The following is a 20,589-nucleotide window of genomic DNA, read 5'->3' as shown; positions in this document are numbered from 1 at the left end:
AAATCCGCATTGGGGAGGGTCTTGTGCCCGACAAGCCGACTCTTGTGAAATGCCTGGTCTGGGATCTCGACAACACGCTCTGGCGGGGCACCCTGCTGGAGGACCCGGACGTCGAGCTCGCCGACGGCGTCCGCGACGTCATCGCCGAACTCGACGCGCGCGGAATCCTGCATTCCATTTCCAGCAAGAACGACTACGACCTGGCCTGGACGCAGCTGGAGAAACTCGGACTGGCCGAGTACTTCGTCTTTCCGCAGATCGGCTGGGGGCGCAAGTCCGACGCGGTGCTGGAGATCGCCGAGCGACTGAACTTCGCGCCCGGCGCCATCGCCTTCATCGACGACCTTCCCACCGAGCGGGCCGAGGTGAACTTCGCCGCGCCGGACGTCCGCTGCTACCCCGCCGAGCAGATCGCCGCGCTGCCCGGCCTGCCGGAGTTCAGCCCGGCGGTGGTGACCGTCGACGCGCGCCGCCGCCGCGAGATGTACCAGGCCGGCTTCCGCCGGGACGCCGAGAAGGAGTCCTTCAACGGACCCGACGAGGAGTTCCTGCGCACCCTGGACCTGGTGATGACGATCAAGTTCGCCGACCACGAGGACCTGTCCCGGGTCGAGGAGCTGACCCTGCGCACCAGCCAGATGAACGCCACCGGCGTGCACTACTCCGACGCGGCCCTGCGCGGGCTGCTGGCCGACCCCGCCCACGCGGTGCTCACGGTGAACATGGCCGACCGCTTCGGGCCGCACGGCGCGGTCGGCGTGATGCTCCTGGAGCGCCGTCCGGGCATCTGGCATCTGAAGCTGCTGGCGACCTCGTGCCGGGTCGTGGCGTTCGGCGCCGGAGCGGTGATCCTCAACTGGCTGGTCGACCAGGCCGCCCGGGCGGACGCGCACCTCGCCGCCGACTTCCGCAAGACCGACCGCAACCGGATGATGGAGATCGCCTACCGGTTCGCGGGCTTCACCGACGACGCCTGCACGTGCCTGGCCGGGCTCGGCACGCTCACCGGCCGCGACGGCGTCCAGTGCCTCCACCTGGCCGCCGAACGCCGCGCCGCGCCGACCACGATGCGGCTCGACTCGCCGGAGCTGGCCGCCCGCTGAACCGTCCATTGCGGCGTTCAAATGACGCCGTTCCGCGGTTGAACGGGGACGGCGTCCTTTACCCTCCGCGCCGGGCCATGGGAACCTGACCTCGGCATCGATATGCAGCGAAATCGCCGGTGAATGGCCGTCCGGTGATTTCCCGTCGGCCGACGGATCCCGGGGTGTATTTCCGTCCCGATATCGCGCACTGCCCTCCGGGAATTCCGGGGGTCCTCATCACACGACCGTTTCCCGCCCCCGCCGTGCGGGGCGGTGCATGGACACAGGGGCGCAGGATGAGCGAGTCCGAGAAGACACCGCCCGCCGGGCTGCCCGCGGCGGCGCCGACATCCGACGAGGGACTCGCGATGGCCGGCGAGCCACTGGCGATCATCGGGATGAGCTGCCGGTACCCGGGCGGCGTCCGGTCGCCGGAGGACCTGTGGCGGGTCCTCGCCGACGAGCGGGACGTGATCTCGGGCTTCCCCGCCGACCGGGGCTGGGACCTGGCCGCCGTCCACGACCCGGACCCGGACGCCCCCGGCCGGACCTACGTCGACCGCGGCGGCTTCCTCGCGGACGCGGCCGGCTTCGACGCGGCGTTCTTCGGCGTCTCCCCGCGCGAGGCCATCGCGATGGACCCGCAGCAGCGGGTGCTGCTGGAGGCGTCCTGGGAGGCGCTGGAGCGCTCGGCGATCGACCCGGACGCCCTGCGCGGCACCCGCACCGGGGTGTTCGTCGGCGCGGAGCCCCGCGAGTACGGCCCGCGGCTGCACCAGGCGGCGGACGGACTCGAAGGCCACCTGCTGACCGGCACGACCACCAGCGTGATCTCGGGCCGCGTCGCCTACGCGCTCGGCCTGCGGGGCCCGGCCGTCACCGTCGACACCTCGGCGTCCGGCTCGCTGGTGGCGATCCATCTCGCGGCGCAGGCGCTGCACCGCGACGACTGCGAGCTGGCGATCGCGGGCGGTGTGTCGGTGATGGCGACGCCCGGCAACTTCGTGGCGTTCAGCGGGCTGCGCGGGCTGGCCCCCGACGGCCGCTGCAAGGCGTTCTCCGCCGCCGCCGACGGGACCGTGTGGTCCGAGGGCGTCGGCCTGGTCGTCCTCGAAAGGCTGTCCGACGCCCGGCGCAACGGGCACGCCGTCCTGGCGCTGGTCCGCGGCTCGGCGATCAACTCCGACGGCGCCAGCGACGGCCTCACCGCCCCCGACGAGGCCGCCCAGCGCGCCGTCATCGGGCGGGCGCTGCGCAGCGCGGGCCTCGCGCCGGGCGACGTGGACGCGGTGGAGGCGCACGGCACCGGCACCCCGCTCGGCGACACGACCGAGGCGCGCGCCCTGGCCGCCGCATACGGGGTGGAACGTCCGGACGCCCGGCCGCTGCTGGTGGGATCGGTCAAGCCGAACATCGGGCACGCGCAGGCCGCCGCGGGCGTCGCCGGCGTGATCAAGATGGTGCTGGCGCTGCGGCACGGACTGCTCCCGCGATCCCTGCACATCGACGAGCCGACCCCCGCCGTCGACCGGTCCGCCGCGGTGTCGCTGCTGACCGGAGCGCGGCCGTGGCCCGATGCGGGCCGGGTCCGGCGGGCCGGCGTGTCCTCGTTCGGGATCAGCGGCACCAACGCGCACGCGATCCTGGAAGCCGCGCCCGATCCGTCCCCGCCGGCGGGCGGGGCAGCGGCTCCGGCGGCGCTCGCGTCCGGGCCGCGGGCTTGGCCGGTGTCGGCGCGCACCGCCGCTGGGCTGGCAGCCCAGGCGGAGCGGCTCGCCGAGCACCTCGCAGACAACCCGGGTCTGGCGCCGGCGGACGTCGGCTGGTCGCTGGCCACCACCCGGAAGCGGTTCGAGCACCGCGCCGTCATCATCGGCGCGCAGCGGTCCGAGCTGCTGGCGGGCCTGGCGGCGGTGGCCGCGGGCGAGCCGGCGGCCGGCGCCGTGACCGGCATCGCGGAGCCCGGCGGCGCGGGCCGGACCGTCTTCGTCTTCCCCGGCCAGGGCAGCCAGTGGGCCGGGATGGGCCGGGAACTGGCCGAGTCGTCGCCGGTGTTCGCCGCCCGGATCGCCGAATGCGGCCGGGCGCTCACCCCCTACGTCGACTGGTCGCTGGAGGACGTGCTCGCCGGCGCCGAGGGCGCGCCCGCGCTCGCGGCGGCCGAGGTCGTCCAGCCGGTGCTGTGGGCCGTGATGGTCGCGCTGGCCGCGGTATGGGAGGCCGCCGGCGTCCGGCCGGACGCGGTGGCGGGGCACAGCCAGGGCGAGATCGCGGCGGCCTGCGTGGCGGGCGTCCTGTCGCTGGACGACGCGGCGAAGGTGGTCGCGCTGCGCAGCCGGGCGCTCGGCCGGCTGGCCGGGAGCGGCGGCATGCTGTCGGTCGCGGGACCCGCGGAGACCGTCCGGGACCTGGCGGCCCGCTGGGGCGACCGGCTCGCCGTCGCGGCGGTCAACGGCCCGGCGGCCACGGTCGTCGCCGGCGACCCCGAATCCCTGGACGAGCTGGCCGAGGCGTGCGCGCGGGACGGCGTGCGGACCAGGCGGGTGCCCGTCGACTACGCCTCGCACAGCGCCCAGGTCGAGCAGATCGAGCCGGAACTCTCGGAGGTCCTGGCGGACGTCGTCCCGCGCCCGGCCCGGATCCCGATGATCTCGGCGATGAGCGGGCAGGCCGTGGACGGGCCCGAACTGGACGCCGCGTACTGGTATGCCAGCCTGCGCTCGCCCGTCGAGTTCGACCGGTCCGTCCGGGTCCTCGCCGGGTCCGGGCACCGCCGCTTCGTCGAGGTCTCCCCGCACCCCGTCCTGACCGCCGCGATCGGCGAGACCCTGGAGGACCTGGGATCCGCCGGCGACGCGGTCGTCACCGGAACGCTGCGCCGCGACGACGGCGGCCCCGCCCGGTTCCTGCGGTCGCTGGCCGAGGCCGAGGTGCGCGGCGTACCCGTGGACTGGACGGCCGTGATCCCCGCGGGACGTCCCGTCGACCTGCCCACCTACGCGTTCCAGCACGAGCGGTACTGGCTGAGCGACGAGGGCGGCCCGCTGAACGCCGACGGGCAGCCCGTCGACGGCCCAGGCCACCGCGCCGCGTCCGGCGCGGACGGCGAGGACCTGCGGCGGCGGCTCGCCGGACTGCCCGCCGCCGACCAGACCCGGCGCCTGCTGGACCTCGTCCGGGCGCACGCCGCCGCCATCCTCGGGCACGCCTCGCCCGAGTCCGTCGAGGCGGGCCGCACCTTCAAGGAGATCGGGTTCGACTCGCTGACCGCCGTCGACCTGCGCAACCGGCTCGGCGCGGCGACCGGGCTGCGGCTGCCCACCGGCCTGATCTTCGACTACCCGACCATCAAGGCGCTCGTGGAGTTCCTCCGGGCGGAACTGCTCGGCGGCGCCGCGAACACCGCCGCCCCCGTCCGCGCGGCGGCCCCCGACGAACCCATCGCGATCATCGGGATGGCCTGCCGGCTGCCGGGCGGCATCCAGAGCCCCGAAGACCTGTGGGAGTTCCTCGACGCCGGCGGCGACGCGATCTCCGACTTCCCCGCCGACCGCGGATGGGACGTCGAACGGCTCTACGATCCCGATCCCGCGCACCCCGGCACGTCCTACTCGCGCCGAGGCGGATTCCTCCGGGACGTCGGCGACTTCGACGCCGGCTTCTTCGGGGTCAGCCCCCGCGAGGCGCTCGCCATGGATCCCCAGCAGCGACTGCTGCTCGAAGTGTCCTGGGAGGCGCTCGAACGCGCGGGCGTCGACCCCGAGGGGCTGCGCGGCACCCGCACCGGCGTCTTCGTCGGCGCCGCCACCTCTGGATACGGGCTGTTCATGCCCGCCGGCCTGGAAGGGCACAAGCAGACCGCGCTGGCCGCCAGCGTCGTGTCCGGCCGGGTGTCCTACATCTTCGGGCTGGAAGGCCCCGCCCTCACCGTGGACACCGCCTGCTCCTCCTCCCTGGTCGCGCTGCACATGGCCTGCCAGTCGCTGCGGTCCGGTGAATCGTCGCTCGCGCTCGCCGGCGGCGTCACCGTGTTCGGCAGCGCGGACTGGTTCCTGTGGTTCAGCCGGCAGCGCGGCCTGGCCCCCGACGGCAGCTGCAAGTCCTTCTCCGCCTCCGCCGACGGCGTCGGCATGGCCGAGGGCGCCGCCGTGCTCCTCGTCGAACGGCTGTCGGACGCCCAGGCCAACGGCCACGACATCCTCGCCGTCGTCCGCGGCAGCGCCGTCAACCAGGACGGCGCCAGCAACGGCCTCACCGCCCCGCACGGACCCGCCCAGCAGCGCGTCATCCGCGCCGCCCTCGCCGGCGCCCGCGTCCCGGCCGCCGAGGTGGACGCCGTCGAAGCGCACGGCACCGGCACCCCGCTCGGCGACCCCATCGAGGCGGACGCCCTCCTCGCCACCTACGGGGAAGACCGTCCCGAGGAACGCCCGCTGTGGCTCGGCTCGGTCAAGTCGAACATCGGCCACACCGGATGGGCGGCCGGGGCCGCCGGAGTCATCAAGCTGGTGCTCGCCCTGCGGAACCGGCGGCTGCCCCGCACCCTGCATGCCGACGAACCGTCCCCGCACGTCGACTGGTCCGGCCGGATACGGCTGCTGACCTCCGCCGTCCCCTGGCCCGCCGCCGACGGCCGCCCTCGCCGCGCCGGCGTCTCCGCCTTCGGCATCAGCGGCACCAACGCGCACGCCGTCCTCGAGGAAGCCCCTGCCGCGGACCATGCGGACGACGCCGCCCAGCCCGAGAACGCACCGGCCCCGCATCGCGCTCCGATGACGGCATGGACCGTCTCGGCGCGATCCGCCGCAGGGCTCGCGGCGCAGGCCGAACGGCTCGCCGAGCACGTCTCCGCCCGCCCCGACCTCGATCCCGTGGACGTCGGCTGGTCCCTCGCCACGACCCGATCGGCCCTGTCACGACGCGCCGTCGTGGTCGGCGCGGACCGGGACGAGTTGCTGGCGGGACTGGGCGCGATTGCCTCCGGCAAGGGCCGAGCGGGTGTGGTGTCGGGTTCGGTTGGCGCCGGTGGTGTGGGTTTTATGTTCACGGGTCAGGGTGCGCAGCGGGTGGGAATGGCTCGTGGTTTGTATGAGGCGTTCCCGGTGTTCGCGGATGCGTTCGATGAGGCGTGTGCGGGTTTGGACCGGCATTTGTCGGGACGCATTTTGGGTTTGAGTGAAGAAGCTGACGGCGTGAGTGTCGCTTCGGTGGTGTTGGGTAACGGCGGCGAGGGTTTGTTGGATGAGACGGTGTTTACGCAGGCGGGTTTGTTTGCGGTGGGGGTGGGGTTGTTTGGTTTGTTGGTGTCGTGGGGTGTGGGCGTGGATGTGGTGGGTGGTCATTCGATTGGTGAGGTCGTGGCGGCTTGTGTGGCTGGGGTGTGGTCGTTGGAGGATGCGTGTCGGGTGGTGGCTGCGCGTGGTCGTTTGATGCAGGCGTTGCCGCGTGGTGGGGCGATGGTCGCGGTGGAGGCTTCTGAGCAGCGGGTCGTGGAGGCGTTGGAGGGTTGTTCGGGTGTGGGTTTGGCGGCGGTGAACGGTCCGCGTGCGGTGGTGGTCTCTGGTGTGGAGGAGGAGGTGTTGGCGGTTGCGGGGCGGTTGAAGGAGTCCGGGGTGCGGACGCGGCGGTTGCGGGTGTCGCATGCGTTTCATTCGCCGTTGATGGAGCCGATGTTGGCGGAATTCGCAGACGTGGTGGGTTCGGTGCGGTTCAATGTGCCGCGGGTTGCGGTGGTGTCGGGGTTGTCGGGCCGGTTGGCGGGTGGCGAGTTGTTGGAGCCGGAGTATTGGGTGCGGCATGTGCGTGAGCCGGTGCGGTTCGCTGACGCGGTGAATGCGATGCGCGGTGCGGGTGTGGGTGTTTTTGCGGAGTTGGGGCCGGACGGAATCCTGTCGGCGCTTGGCCCGCAGATTCCCGAGAGCCAGGGGGATGAGGCGTGGTTGCCGGTGATGCGGCGGGGCCGGGACGAGGTCCGCACGCTGCTGACGGCCGTATCCGGCGTTCACGTGCGAGGCGGCACCGTCGACTGGGCCAGGTTCTACGACGGCCAAGGAGCTGAACGGGTCGACCTGCCGACCTACGCGTTCCAACACCAGCGCTACTGGCTGAGCGCGGACGGCGGCGCGGTGGACGCAGCGGGGCTCGGGCAGTCGGCCGCCGGCCATCCCTTGCTCGGCGCGGCGGTGGGCCTACCGGGCACCGGTGGCATGGCACTGACCGGCCGGCTGTCGCTGTCGGCGCAGCCCTGGCTGGGCGAGCACGTGGTGGCGGACGAGGTGGTGGTGCCGGGCGCCGCCTTGGTCGAGATGGCGGTGCGGGCAGGGGACGAGGCCGGCTGCGGACGGCTCGAAGAGCTGCTGATCGAGGCGCCCCTCGTCCTGCCCGGAGAGGGAGGCGTCCGGATCCAGGTCGCGGTCGAGGCCCCCGACGAGGAGGGCCGCCGTGGCGTCGCGGTGTACTCCCAGGCCGAGGACGGCGGCGACGACGAGCCGTGGACGCGGCACGCCACGGGGGTTCTCGGAGCACAGGACGAACGCGCGGACACCGGCACCGGCCTGGAGCAGTGGCCGCCCACAGGCGCGACGCCCGTGGAGCTGGACGGCTTCTACCAGGGGCTGGCCGAGGGCGGGCTCGCGTACGGGCCGGTTTTCGCCGGGCTGAGCAAGGCGTGGCGGCGCGGCGACGAGGTGTTCGCCGAGGTGGCGTTGCCTGAGGAGACGCAGGTCACCGGGTTCGGGGTGCATCCGGCGCTGCTCGACGCGGCCTTGCACGCGATCGGGCTCGGTCCCGGCCTGACCGGGGACGAGGGCGGCCCGATGCTGCCGTTCGCGTGGGGTGAGGTGGTCGTGCACGCGGCCGGCGCCGCCGCGGCGCGTGTCCGGGTCGCGCCGAACGCGGGCGGGGACGGCGTGTCGGTGACGCTGGCCGACGCGGCCGGGGGACCGGTGGCGTCGGTCGGCTCGCTGGTCTTGCGCGCGTTGCCCGGCGGCGGACTGGGCGAGGGCGCGAGGGCGGTCAAGGAGGCGCTGTTCCGGGTGGAGTGGGTACCCGCCCGCCCCGGCGACCCCGCCGCATCCGCCGCACGCTGGGCGGTCCTGGGGGAGTGCGGCCTCGACCTGCCGGGCGCCGTCCGATATGAGGACGTCGCCGAACTGGCCGATGCCGTCGCCGCCGGACAGGACGTGCCCGACGCCGTCTGCTGCCTGCCAACGTCCGCCGACCACGGCGGCACCGCCGCCACGGCCCGCGAGGTGACCGTACGGACTTTGGATGTGCTCCAGCGATGGTTGGCCGAGGACGCGTTGGCGGATGCGCGGCTGATGGTGGTGACCGAGCGAGCGGTCGCGGCCGGGCCGGGGACGCCGGTCGAGGTGGCGGGCGCACCGATTTGGGGTCTCGTGCGGTCGGCGAGTTCGGAGAATCCCGGCCGGTTCGTCCTGGCCGACGTAGACGACCTGGTCGCGGCCGGTGAGTTGCTGGTGGCCGGTGCCGCGCTGGGCGAACCGGAGTTCGCGGTCCGTGGCGGTGAGGTTCGGGTGCCCCGGCTGGCCCGGGCGAGCACCGCCGCCGTCCTGCCGGTCCCGGCGGGGGACGGCTGGCGGTTGGAGTTCACCGAGCGCGGCACGCTGGACAACCTGACGCTCGCCACGACCGACGACGGCACGCGCCCGCTGGAGCCGGGCCAGGTGCGGGTCGGCCTGCGGGCGGCCGGCGTGAACTTCCGGGACGTCCTCAACGTCCTGGGCATGTATCCCGGTGACGCGGGCCTGCTCGGGCTTGAGGGCGCCGGCGTGGTGCTGGAGGTCGGACCCGACGTGACCGGCCTCGCGCCCGGCGACAGGGTGATGGGCCTGTTCAGCGGGGCGTTCGCGCCGGTGGCGGTGACCGACGCCCGGCTGCTGGCGCCCGTCCCGCACGGGTGGTCGCCGGCCGAGGCCGCCGCCGCGCCCGTGGTGTATCTGACGGCGTACTTCGCGCTGGTCGAGCTGGCCGGGCTGAGCGAGGGCGAGAAGGTCCTGATTCACGCGGCGGCCGGCGGGGTCGGTATGGCCGCCGTCCAGCTGGCCCGGCATCTGGGCGCGGAAGTCTTCGGCACGGCCGGCCCCGCCAAGTGGAGCGCCCTCAACTCCCTCGGCCTTGACGACCACCATCTGGCCTCGTCGCGGACGCTGGAGTTCGAGAAGGCGTTCCAGACGGCGACCGGTGGCCGGGGCATGGACGTCGTCCTGGACTCGCTGGCCGGCGAGTTCGTGGACGCCTCGCTGCGGCTGACCGCCCAGGGCGGCCGGTTCGTCGAGATGGGCAAGACCGACGTCCGAGACCCCGCCCGGGTGGCGGCCGAGCACGACGGCGTCTCCTACCAGGCGTTCGATCTGCTGGACACCGGCCCGGACAAGATGGCGGAGATGTTCGCGGCGCTCGGCGAGCTGTTCGCGAGCGGAGTGCTGCGGCCCCTGCCCGTCGCGCAGTGGAGCGTGACGCGCGCGCCCGAGGCGTTCCGGTACCTGAGCCAGGCCCGCAACATCGGCAAGGTCGTGCTGACCGTCCCCGCGCCGCCCGACCCCGGCGGCACGGTCCTGATCACGGGCGCGTCCGGAGCACTCGGCGGCCTGGTCGCCCGGCACCTGGTCGCCGTCCGGGGCGTCCGGCACCTGACGCTCCTGTCCCGCCGCGGCCCGGACGCCCCCGGAATGGCCGAGCTGACCGCCGAACTGCGCGGGCTCGGCGCCGAGGTCCAGGTCGCCGCGTGCGACACCGCGGACCGGGACGCACTCGCCGCCGTGCTCGCGGAGATCCCCTCGGACGCGCCGCTGACCGGGGTGATCCACGCGGCCGGGCTGCTGGACGACGGCGTGCTCGGCTCGCTGACCCCGGAACGGGTCGAGGCGGTGCTGCGCCCGAAGGTCGACGGCGCCTGGCATCTGCACGAGCTGACCGCCGGCCTCGACCTGTCGATGTTCGTGCTGTTCTCCTCGGTCGCCGGGACCGTCGGATCGCCCGGGCAGGGCAACTACGCCGCGGCGAACGCGTTCCTCGACGCGCTCGCCGCGCACCGGAGCGGGCTCGGCCTGCCCGGTGTGTCGCTGGCGTGGGGGGGCTGGGAGCAGGCCGGCGGCATGGCGGGCAAGCTCGGCGCGGTCGACCGGCGGCGGATGAGCCGCTCCGGCTCCCGTGCCCTGACCGACGCCGAGGGCCTCGCCCTGCTGGACGCGTCCGCGGCCACGGGCGAAGCCGTGCTGGTCCCCGACCATCTCGACCTGGCCGTCCTGCGCGGCCTCGGCGACGCGCTGCCGCCCCTGCTGTCGGGCCTGGTCCGCCGGACGGCCCGGCGCAGCGTCGGCCGCAGCACCGGCGATGGCGGCGGCGCCCTCTCGGCTCAACTCGCTGCCATGGCGGACGTGGAGCGCGGCGCCGCCCTGCTGGACCTCGTCCACGCCCAAGTGGCGATGGTGCTCGGCATGTCCGGCACCGAGACGATCGACCCGGGCCGGACCTTCAAGGAACTGGGCTTCGACTCGCTGACGTCCCTGGAGCTGCGCAACCGGCTGAACTCCGTCACCGGCCTGCGGCTCCCCGCCACCGTCATCTTCGACCACCCGACCTCCGACGCCCTCGGCGCCTACCTCGGCCGGGAGCTCGGCGGCGCCCCCAACGGGGAGGCGTCGGTCGAGCAGGCCTTCTCCGGGCTCGACACGGTCGAGTCCTCGGTGCAGAAGATCGTCGAGGACGAGGCGGCCCGGGCGAGGTTCGCGACGCGGCTGAGAGGGATCCTCGCCCTGCTGGGCCCGTCCGCGGAGGGCGCCGACGCATCGGTCGCCGAGAAGATCCAGGCGGCCAGCGACGACGACGTCTTCGAGTTCATCGACAACCTCGGCATCTGAAGCGCGCGTCCTTATGCGTCCCTTCCTGGAAGGCGTCATCGATGGCGAATGAAGAGAAGCTCCGCGAGTACCTGAAGCGGGTCACCACCGACCTGGCGCAGACCCGGGAACGCCTGCGCCGGATGGAGGAGGGACGGCAGGAGCCGATCGCCATCGTCGGCATGGGATGCCGTTTCCCCGGCGGAGCGACGTCGCCGTCACGCTTCTGGGATTTCCTGCTCGACGGCGGTGACGGCGTCGTCGGTTTCCCGACGGACCGCGGCGGCCGGTGGAGCGGCGTGTACGACCCGGTGCGCGGACGCGTCGGCCGTTCCTATGTGCGCGAGGGCGGCTTCCTGGACGGCGCGGGATCGTTCGACGCGGCGTTCTTCGGGGTGGCCCCGCGCGAGGCGATCGCGATGGACCCGCAGCAACGGCTGCTGCTGGAAGTGTCCTGGGAAGCGCTCGAAGACGGCGGTTTCGATGCGACGAAACTGCGCGGCGCGCCCGTAGGGGTCTTCGCTGGAGTCATTTACCACGACTACGGATTCACGGGTTCGGCGCCGGGCGAAGTCGAGGGATACGTCGCAACAGGCGTCGCCGGCGGCGTTGCGTCCGGCCGGGTGGCGTACGCGCTCGGCCTGGAAGGGCCCGCCGTGACGGTGGACACCGCGTGCTCGTCGTCGCTGGTGGCGCTGCACCTCGCATGCCAGTCGCTGCGGCTGGGGGAGTGCTCGCTCGCGCTGGTGGGCGGAGCGACGGTGATGTCGTCGCCGCAGATCTTCGTGGAGTTCTCCCGCCAGGGCGGATTGGCGGGCGACGGCCGGTGCAAGGCGTTCGCGGAAGCCGCGGACGGGACCGGATGGGGCGAAGGCGTCGGCGTGCTGGTCGTTGAGCGGCTGTCGGAGGCCCGCCGACTGGGACACCGGGTGCTCGCGGTGGTCTCCGGATCCGCGGTGAACCAGGACGGCGCGTCGAACGGGCTCACGGCACCGAACGGGCTGGCGCAGGCCCGGGTGATCCAGGCGGCGCTGGCCGGCGCGGGACTGTCCGGCGCCGACGTGGACGTCGTGGAAGGACACGGCACCGGGACCCGGCTGGGCGACCCGATCGAGGCGGGCGCGCTGCTTGCGACGTACGGGCGGGCACGGGGAGCGGACGGTCCGCTGCTGCTGGGATCGGTGAAGTCGAACATCGGGCACACGCAGGCGGCAGCGGGCGTCGCGGGCGTGATCAAAACGGTGCTGGCGCTGCGCCACGGTGTCGTCCCCGGATCGCTGCACGTCGACGAGCCCTCCTCCCGCGTGGACTGGGCGGACGGCGGCGTTGGCGTGGTGACCGCGCCGGTGCCGTGGCCGGACGGCGACCACCCGCGGCGCGGCGGCGTGTCCTCGTTCGGGTTCGGCGGGACCAACGCCCACGTCATCCTCGAACAGGCACCGGCCGAGTACGAGGGCGACCTGCGTCCCGCGGCGCCGACCGGTCGGCGTGACCTGCCCATGGTGGCCTGGGCGGTGTCCGGCCGATCCGACGCCGGCCTGGCGGCACAGGCGGAACGGCTCCACGACCACGTCGAGGCCCGGCCCGGGCTGGACGTGGTGGACGTCGGCTGGTCTCTGGCGGCCACCCGCACGGCGCTGGAGCAGCGAGCCGTCGTCGTCGGCGCCGACCGGGACGAACTGCTCGCCGGCCTGAAACGCCTCGCCGCCGGAGAGACGTCCCGGGGCGTCGTGTCGGGTTCGGTGGGTGCGGGTGGCGTGGGTTTTATGTTCACGGGTCAGGGTGCGCAGCGGGTGGGGATGGCTCGTGGTTTGTATGAGGCGTTCCCGGTGTTCGCGGATGTTTTCGATGAGGCGTGTGCGGGTTTGGATCGGCATTTGTCGGGACGCATTTTGGGTTTGAGTGAAGAAGCTGACGGCGTGAGTGTCGCTTCGGTGGTGTTGGGTAACGGCGGCGAGGGTTTGTTGGATGAGACGGTGTTTACGCAGGCGGGTTTGTTTGCGGTGGGGGTGGGGTTGTTTCGATTGTTGGTGTCGTGGGGTGTTGGTGTGGATGTGGTGGGTGGTCATTCGATTGGTGAGGTGGTGGCGGCTTGTGTGGCTGGGGTGTGGTCGTTGGAGGATGCGTGTCGGGTGGTGGCTGCGCGTGGTCGGTTGATGCAGGCGTTGCCGCGTGGTGGGGCGATGGTCGCGGTGGAGGCTTCTGAGCAGCGGGTCGTGGAGGCGTTGGAGGGTTGTTCGGGTGTGGGTTTGGCGGCGGTGAACGGTCCGCGTGCGGTGGTGGTTTCCGGTGTGGAGGAGGAGGTGTTGGCGGTTGCGGGGCGGTTGAAGGAGTCCGGGGTGCGGACGCGGCGGTTGCGGGTGTCGCATGCGTTTCATTCGCCGTTGATGGAGCCGATGTTGGCGGAATTCGCAGACGTGGTGGGTTCGGTGCGGTTCGATGCGCCGCGGGTTGCGGTGGTGTCGGGGTTGTCGGGCCGGTTGGCGGGCGCGGAGTTGCTGGAGCCGGAGTATTGGGTGCGGCATGTGCGTGAGCCGGTGCGGTTCGCTGACGCGGTGAATGCGATGCGCGGTGCGGGTGTGGGTGTTTTTGCGGAGTTGGGGCCGGACGGAATCCTGTCGGCGCTCGGTCCGCAGATCCCTGAAAGCCAGCGGGATGAGGCGTGGTTGCCGGTGATGCGGCGGGGCCGGGACGAGGTCCGCACGCTGCTGACGGCCGTATCCGGCGTTCACGTGCGAGGCGGCACCGTCGACTGGGCCAGGTTCTACGACGGCCAAGGAGCTGAACGGGTCGACCTGCCGACCTACGCGTTCCAACACCAGCACTACTGGCTGAACACCGAAGCAGTCGGCCGGGCAGAGGATCTGGGGCTGGGCTCGCCGGACCATCCGCTGCTGAAGGCGGCGGTTGATCTGCCGGGTATGGGCGGGGTGGTGCTGACCGGCCGGCTGTCGCTGGCGGCGCAGCCGTGGCTAGGCGATCGTTCCGTGGCCGGCCGGGTGGTGGTGCCCGGTCCGGCGCTGGTCGAGATGGCGGTGCGGGCTGGGGACGAGGTCGGCAGCGGCCGGATCGTGGAGCTGCGGACCGACGTTCCGCTGGCACTGCCGGCTGCGGACGCGATACAGGTCCAGGTCACGGTGTCGGCCGACGACGAGTCGGGCCACCGCGAGCTGGAGATCTTCGCACGGGCCGAAGGCGACGACGGTCCGTGGACGAGACACGCCGCAGGTGTCCTGGCGACGATGGCGGAGACGGCCGCACTCAGGCCGGAGATGAACTCCGATCTGGCGGAGTGGCCGCCGGCGGGGGCGACCCCCGTGGACTTGGACGGCTTCTACGAGGAACTAGCCGAAGGCGGACTGACCTTCGGGCCGGTGTTCGCCGGGCTGAGCAAGGCGTGGCGGCGCGGCGACGAGGTGTTCGCCGAGGTCGCGCTGCCGGCGGGCACGTCCGTGGCCGGTTTCGCGGTGCATCCGGCGCTGCTGGACGCGGCGCTGCATGCGATCGACCTGGATGCCCAGGAGGGCCTGCTGCTGCCGTCCGTTTGGAACGACGTCGTGGTGCACGCGTCGGGTGCGGCGGCGGCCCGGGTCCGGATCATGGCGTCGGCGGACGGGGATGGCGTGTCGATGACGCTGGCGGACGCGGCCGGCGACCCGGTGTTGTCGGTCGGCTCGCTGTCGCTGACGCCCCTGCGCGCCGAGGATGCGCCCAACGGCGAGGAGCGAGTGGTCAAGGAGGCGCTGTACCGGGTCGAGTGGGTGCCCGTGCCTCCCCCCGCGCCCGCGACGGAGGCGGTCCGGTGGGCGGTGCTGGGCAACGGTGGCCTGGATCTGCCAGGGGCGGCCCCGTACGCGGACATCGCCGAACTGGCGACCGCGATGGCAGCGGGCCAGGACGTGCCGGGCGTGGTCGCGGTACACCTCCCTGCCACGGAATCTGCTGCGGACGGCGCCGTCGCCGCTCTCGAACTGGTGCAGGCGTGGTTGGCCGAGGACGCGTTGGCGGATTCGCGGCTGGTGGTGGTGACGGAACGGGCGGTCGCGGCCGGGCCGGGGACGCCGGTCGAGGTGGCGAGCGCGCCGATCTGGGGTCTGGTGCGGTCGGCGAGCTCGGAGAACCCCGGCCGGTTCGTGCTGGCCGACGTAGACGACCTGGCCTCGGCGGACGCCCCGCTCCGGGACGGAACCGCACTGGACGAGCCGGAGTTCGCAGTCCGAGGCGGTCAGGTGTGGGTGCCCCGGCTGGCCCGGGCGGCCACCGCCCAAGTCCTGCCGGTTCCGGCCGGAGACGGCTGGCGGCTGGAATGCACCGAGCGTGGGTCGGTCGACAATCTGGCGCTCGTCCCGGCCGAGGACGGAACCAGGCCGTTGGAGCGCGGCGAGGTGCGGGTCGGGATCCGCGCGGCGGGCGTGAACTTCCGGGATGTCCTGGATGTCCTGGACATGTATCCCGGTGACGCGGGCCCGCTCGGGCTTGAGGGCGCGGGTGTGGTGCTGGAGGTCGGGCCCGACGTGTCCGACCTCGTACCCGGCGACCAGGTCATGGGCCTGTTCGCCGGCGGCGCGTTCGGGCCGGTCGCGACGGTGGACGCCCGTTTGGTGGCGCCCGTTCCACACGGCTGGACGCAAGCCGAGGCCGCCGCCGCACCCGTCGCCTACTTGACCGCTTACCACGCGCTGGTGGACCAAGCCCGACTGAGCAAGGGCGAGAAGGTCCTGATTCACGCAGCGGCAGGTGGCGTAGGGATGGCCGCCGTCGAACTGGCCCGGCATCTGGGCGCAGAGGTCTTCGGCACGGCCAGCCCCGGCAAGTGGAGCGCCCTCCACACACTCGGCTTGGACGACGCCCATCTCGCCTCATCACGGACGCTGGAGTTCGAGAAGGCGTTCCAGACGGCGACCGGCGGCCAGGGCATGGACGTCCTGCTGAACTCGCTGGCCGGAGAGTTCGTGGACGCCTCGCTGCGCCTCACCGCCGAGAGCGGCCGCTTCATCGAACTCGGCAAGACCGACGTCCGGGACACCGCTCATCACGAGGGCCTGTCGTACCAGGCCATCGACCTGATGGAGACCGGCCCGGACCGGTTGGCGGAGATGTTCGCGGAGCTGTCGCGGCTGTTCGTCGATGGAGCCCTGCGGCCGTTGCCGGTGACGTGCTGGGACATCCGGGAGGCGGTGGAGGCGTTCCGGCACCTGAGCCAGGCCCGCCACATCGGCAAGGTCGTGCTCACGGCCCCGCCGGAAGCGGACGGGAGCGGGACGGTGTTGGTGTCCGGCGCGTCCGGGGCCCTGGGCCGGCAGGTGGCCCGCTGGCTCGCCCGCAGCGGCCGGGCGGACCGCCTGATCCTGCTCTCGCGGAGCGGGACGGCCGCCGACGGGATGGGCGCGCTGGCCGCCGAGCTGGCCGGACGGGGCGTCGAGACGGTGGTGGCGGCCTGCGACGTCGCCGACCGCGCGGCCGTGACCGCCGTGGTCGGCGGCGCCGGGCCGCTGTCCGGGGTGGTGCACACGGCGGGCGTCCTGGACGACGCGACCGTCGGGTCCCTCACGCCGGAGCGGATGCGGGCGGTGATGCGACCCAAGGTCGAGGGCGCCTGGAACCTCCATCAGGTGACCAAGGATCTGCGGATGTTCGTGCTGTTCTCCTCGGTGGCGGGACTCTGGGGCGGCCCGGGCCAGGGCAACTACGCGGCGGCCAACAGCTTCCTGGACGCCTTGGCCGCACGCCGCCGCGCACAGGGCCTGGCCGCGGTGTCGCTGGCCTGGGGGCCGTGGGAGTCGGCCGCCGGCATGGCCGGGCAGCTCACCCAGGCCGACTGGGAGCGCATCGGCCGCCAGGGACTGCGCCCGCTGACCGACCCCGAGGGACTGGCCCTGCTGGACGCCGCCACCTCCGCGCCGCAGCCGCTCCAGGTGCCGGTCCGCCTGGACCTCGCCGCCATGCGCGGGTACGGCGGGGGCGTGCCGCCGCTGCTGTCCGGCCTGACCCGGCACGGCGCCCGCCGTCGAGCGGCCCAGGCGGACGCGGCGTCCGGCGGCGGGTTCGTCGCTCAGCTGGCCGCGCTGCCGGCCTCCGATCGCGACCAGGCGGTGCGGACGCTGGTGAACACCCAGGCCGCCCTCGTCCTCGGCATGGAGGGACCCGAGGCGATCTCGGAGGCGCGGACCTTCCGCGAGCTGGGCTTCACCTCGTTGATGGCGCTGGAGCTGCGCAACCAGCTCGGCTACGCGATCGGCCTGCGGCTGCCCGCCGGCCTCGTCTTCGACTACCCGACCCCGGCGGCGCTCGCCGACTACGTCCGCTCCCGGACCATCGACCGCGTGCCGGACGAGCAGCCGGTCCTGGACGAGCTGGAACGGCTCGAGTCCGTCCTGTCCGCGATGCCGGGGGACGGCGACGGACGATCCAAGATCATTTCACGGCTGGAAGGCATCGTGCAGGACTTCCGTACCGGGACCGGCGACAACGCGGCGGCCTTCCGCGAGCTGGAGGTCGCGACCGATGACGAGATGTTCAGCCTCATCGACCGGGAGCTGGGGGTTTAGGGGCCCGTGATGAGGGATCCGCGGCAGGGCCCGGCGATGGCCGCACCCGCAGAGGGGCCCGCACCCGCCTCCCCGAAAGAAGAGGCGCTCTGGCTTCTGGAGACGTTCGTGCCGGGGACCGCGGCCAACAACCTCGCGGTCGCGTTCGCCGTCGCCGGCCGGCTGGACCCGGCCCAGCTGGAGCATGCGCTGTCCCGGATGGTCCGGCGGCATGAGGCGCTGCGCACCGTCTACTACGCGGCGAACGCGAGGCTGACCAAGCGAGTGCTCGACGCCGATCAGGTCCAGCCGGACGTTGTGGTGACATCGATGGCGGGGGAGCCGTCCGAGGACGATCTGACCCCTTTCCTTGCCGTCCCGTTCCCGCTTGACGGGCGGCCGCTGCTCCGGGCGTGCGTCCTGCGGTATCCGCGGGCCGACGTCGTCTGCGTGGCGGCGCACCAGCTCGTCCTCGACGGCCCGTCCCGAACCGTCCTGCTGGAGGAACTGGCCGCCGCCTACGAGGGGCGCGACGAGCCGGAGCCCGCCCCCGCCTACACCGAACCACCACCTGGCCGGGAGAGCCTGGGCTTCTGGCGGCGGGTACTGGACGGCGCGGACACCGGTGCACTCGACCTGGCCTGCGGGAAGGCGGAACCCGCCCGTCCGACCCTCGCCGGGGGCCGGGCCACCCGGCGGCTGTCGGACGGGGCCGCAGCCGGCGTCCGGGCGCTGGACGTTTCCGAGCCGGCCGCCCTGCTGGCCGCGTACTGCGTGCTGCTGGAGGCGCACGGCGCGGGGCCGGACCTGGTGGTGGGCGTGCCCGTCGACGTCAGGCCCGCCGAGGCGGCCCGCAGCATCGGGTACCACGTCACCGTCGTGCCGGTCCGGATCGCCATCGACCCCGGCGAGCGGGTGCGCGACCTGGTGCGCAGGATCGAGGAGCGGCGGCAGGCGGCCGTCGCCCACGCGGACGTCGCCGTGGACGCCGAATCCGCCACCCTGCTCCGGACGCCGTCCGGCCGGCGGGCCGCGCTCTTCCGGCACGTCTTCGAGTACGCCGACGCCGCTCAGGCCGGATTCGAGCTCGCGGGACTAGCCGCCGAACGGCTGACCGCGGTGAGCGGGAGCAGCAAGTCCGACGTGGAGTTCACCGTCGCCCCCACGGCGGACGGGTTCCAGGTGCAGGCGATCCACCGGACGGAGATCCTGCGCCGCGAGGACGCCGAGCTCCTGTTGGACCGCTACGACGCCGTGCTCCGCTCCTTCGGAGCCGACCCGGACGGTCGTGTCGGCGACGTGCGGTTCTGGAGCGCCCGCGACCACCAGGTCATCGACGCCGCGAACGACACCGCCGCGCCCGCACCCGCCCCGTCGGTGCTGCGAGCCGTCCAGCAGCGGGTGCGGGACGCGCCGGACGCCGTCGCGATCGTAGACGGGGACCGGGAGGTGAGCTACCGGTCGCTGTGGAGCGCCGCGCACGGCGTCGCGGAGAGGCTCCGGTCCGCCGGGCTCGGCCCCGGCGACGTGGTGGCGGTCGCCCTCCCGCGCGGCGCTGGGCTGGCCGCGTCGGTCCTGGGCGCGTGGCTGGCCGGGGCGGCGTACCTGCCGATCGACGCAGCGCACCCCGCGGAGCGGATCGCCCACCAGCTCACCGACTCGGGCGCGAAGGTCCTGCTCGCCGGCGCGGAGGTGGAGCGTCCCGCCGGCGCCGAGCTCAGGGTGCTGCCTCCGCCTCCCGTCCCGTCCGTGGCCCATGACGTTCCGGACGCGGAGCCAGTGACCGTTGACCCCGCCGCCTGCGCGTACCTGATGTACACCTCCGGCTCGACCGGCCGCCCGAAGGGCACGCTCATCCCGCACTCCGCGCTGGCCAACCTGGTCGCGCACTTCATCGGCGAACTCGGAGCGACGTCAGCCGACACCACGCTATGGACGACGACGTTCGCCTTCGACATCTCCGGCCTGGAACTCCTGGTGCCGCTGGCGTCGGGCGGCCGGGTGGTCGCCGCGCCCGACCTGGCGCGGGCCGACGGCCGGGTGCTGCGCGAGCTGCTGGAGGGGCACGAGGTGCGGTTCGTCCAGGCCACGCCGACGACGTGGCGGCTGGTGATCGACCGGGCCGAGGGCGCGCTGCGCGGCCGGAGCGTGCTGTGCGGCGGCGAGCCGGTCCCGGTCCCGCTGGCGCGGCGGCTCGTCGCGGCCGGCTGCGAGCTGCACCACGTGTACGGGCCGACGGAGACGACGATCTGGTCGACGTCGGCCGTGGTGGCGGGGGAGCCCACATCCCGGCTCGACGTCGGGCGGCCGATCCGCAACACCCGGGTTCTGGTCCTCGATGGACACGGACGCGCCCTGCCGATCGGCGTGCGCGGCGAGCTGTGCATCGCCGGCGACGGCGTGGCGATCGGCTATCACGACCGTCCCGACCTGAACGCCGAACGCTTCGGCGTCCACCCCGAGTACGGGCGCTACTACCGCACCGGCGACGTGGCGTCCTGGAGCGACCGCGGCGTCCTGGACCTGCTCGGCCGCAGCGACCGGCAGGTCAAGCTGCGCGGAAACCGCATCGAGCTGGGCGAGATCGAGGCGACCCTGCTCGCGCATCCGCAGGTGGGGGCCGCCGCGGTCGTCATGGTCGGCGATCCCGGCGCGGACGCGGTGCTGGTCGCCTGCCTGGAGCCGGCCGGCGGTGAGGTGGACGTCGAAGGCGTCATGGCGCTCGCGCGGGACCGGCTGGCGCGGTCGATGCTCCCCGCCGACGTCCTCGTCGTCGCGCCGCTGCCGGTCAACGGCAGCGGCAAGGTCGACTACCCGGCCCTGGAGCGGATGGCGGTCCAGCGCCGCGAACCGCGACCGGCAGTGCACGGCGGGGACGGCGGGCTCCTGGAGGACCTGATCGGCCTGTGGCGGTCCCTGCTGAAGCGCGACGACGTCGGCGCCGACACCGACTTCTTCGAGCACGGCGGCCACTCGATGCTCGCCGCCTTGGCCATGCAGGAGCTGGAGCGGCTGAGCGGCGTCTCGCTCGGCCTGTCGGAGATGTTCGAGGAACCGACCCCGTGGGGTCTGGCCGCTCGGGTCCGCGAGGCCCAGGCCGCTCAAAGTGGATGACGG

General features: G+C 73.4%; 4 protein-coding genes. All 4 read left to right on the top strand.

The features are described from left to right. Positions 1 to 23 precede the first annotated feature (23 nt). Entirely contained in the window at positions 24 to 1,103 is a 1,080-nt protein-coding gene (locus J4709_RS04925; RefSeq protein WP_208237397.1) for an HAD-IIIC family phosphatase, read from the top strand. A 278-nt stretch (positions 1,104 to 1,381) separates the two neighbouring features. Further along, positions 1,382 to 10,966 (top strand): type I polyketide synthase, encoded by a 9,585-nt coding sequence (locus J4709_RS52895; RefSeq protein ID WP_232383002.1) that lies wholly within the window; start codon positions 1,382 to 1,384, stop codon positions 10,964 to 10,966. Positions 10,967 to 11,007: 41 nt separating this feature from the next. Further along, the gene (locus J4709_RS04885; RefSeq protein ID WP_208237395.1) at positions 11,008 to 17,493 is read left to right on the top strand and encodes a type I polyketide synthase; all 6,486 of its coding nucleotides are present in this window, start codon (positions 11,008 to 11,010) and stop codon (positions 17,491 to 17,493) included. A gap of 9 nt (positions 17,494 to 17,502) precedes the next feature. Next, positions 17,503 to 20,586 (top strand): non-ribosomal peptide synthetase, encoded by a 3,084-nt coding sequence (locus tag J4709_RS04880; RefSeq protein WP_208237394.1) that lies wholly within the window; start codon positions 17,503 to 17,505, stop codon positions 20,584 to 20,586. The last annotated feature ends 3 nt before the right edge of the window (positions 20,587 to 20,589 follow it).

Source organism: Actinomadura violacea (assembly GCF_017573465.1).
GTDB lineage: Bacteria > Actinomycetota > Actinomycetes > Streptosporangiales > Streptosporangiaceae > Spirillospora > Spirillospora violacea.
Note: the sequence above shows the minus strand (reverse complement) of the source record. Positions and strands in the feature narration are given on the sequence as shown.

Coding starts and splice junctions, on each gene's coding strand:
- J4709_RS52895 (WP_232383002.1), top strand. CDS start 1,382: ATGAGCGAGTCCGAGAAGACACCGCCCGCCGGGCTGCCCGCGGCGGCG.
- J4709_RS04885 (WP_208237395.1), top strand. CDS start 11,008: ATGGCGAATGAAGAGAAGCTCCGCGAGTACCTGAAGCGGGTCACCACC.
- J4709_RS04880 (WP_208237394.1), top strand. CDS start 17,503: ATGAGGGATCCGCGGCAGGGCCCGGCGATGGCCGCACCCGCAGAGGGG.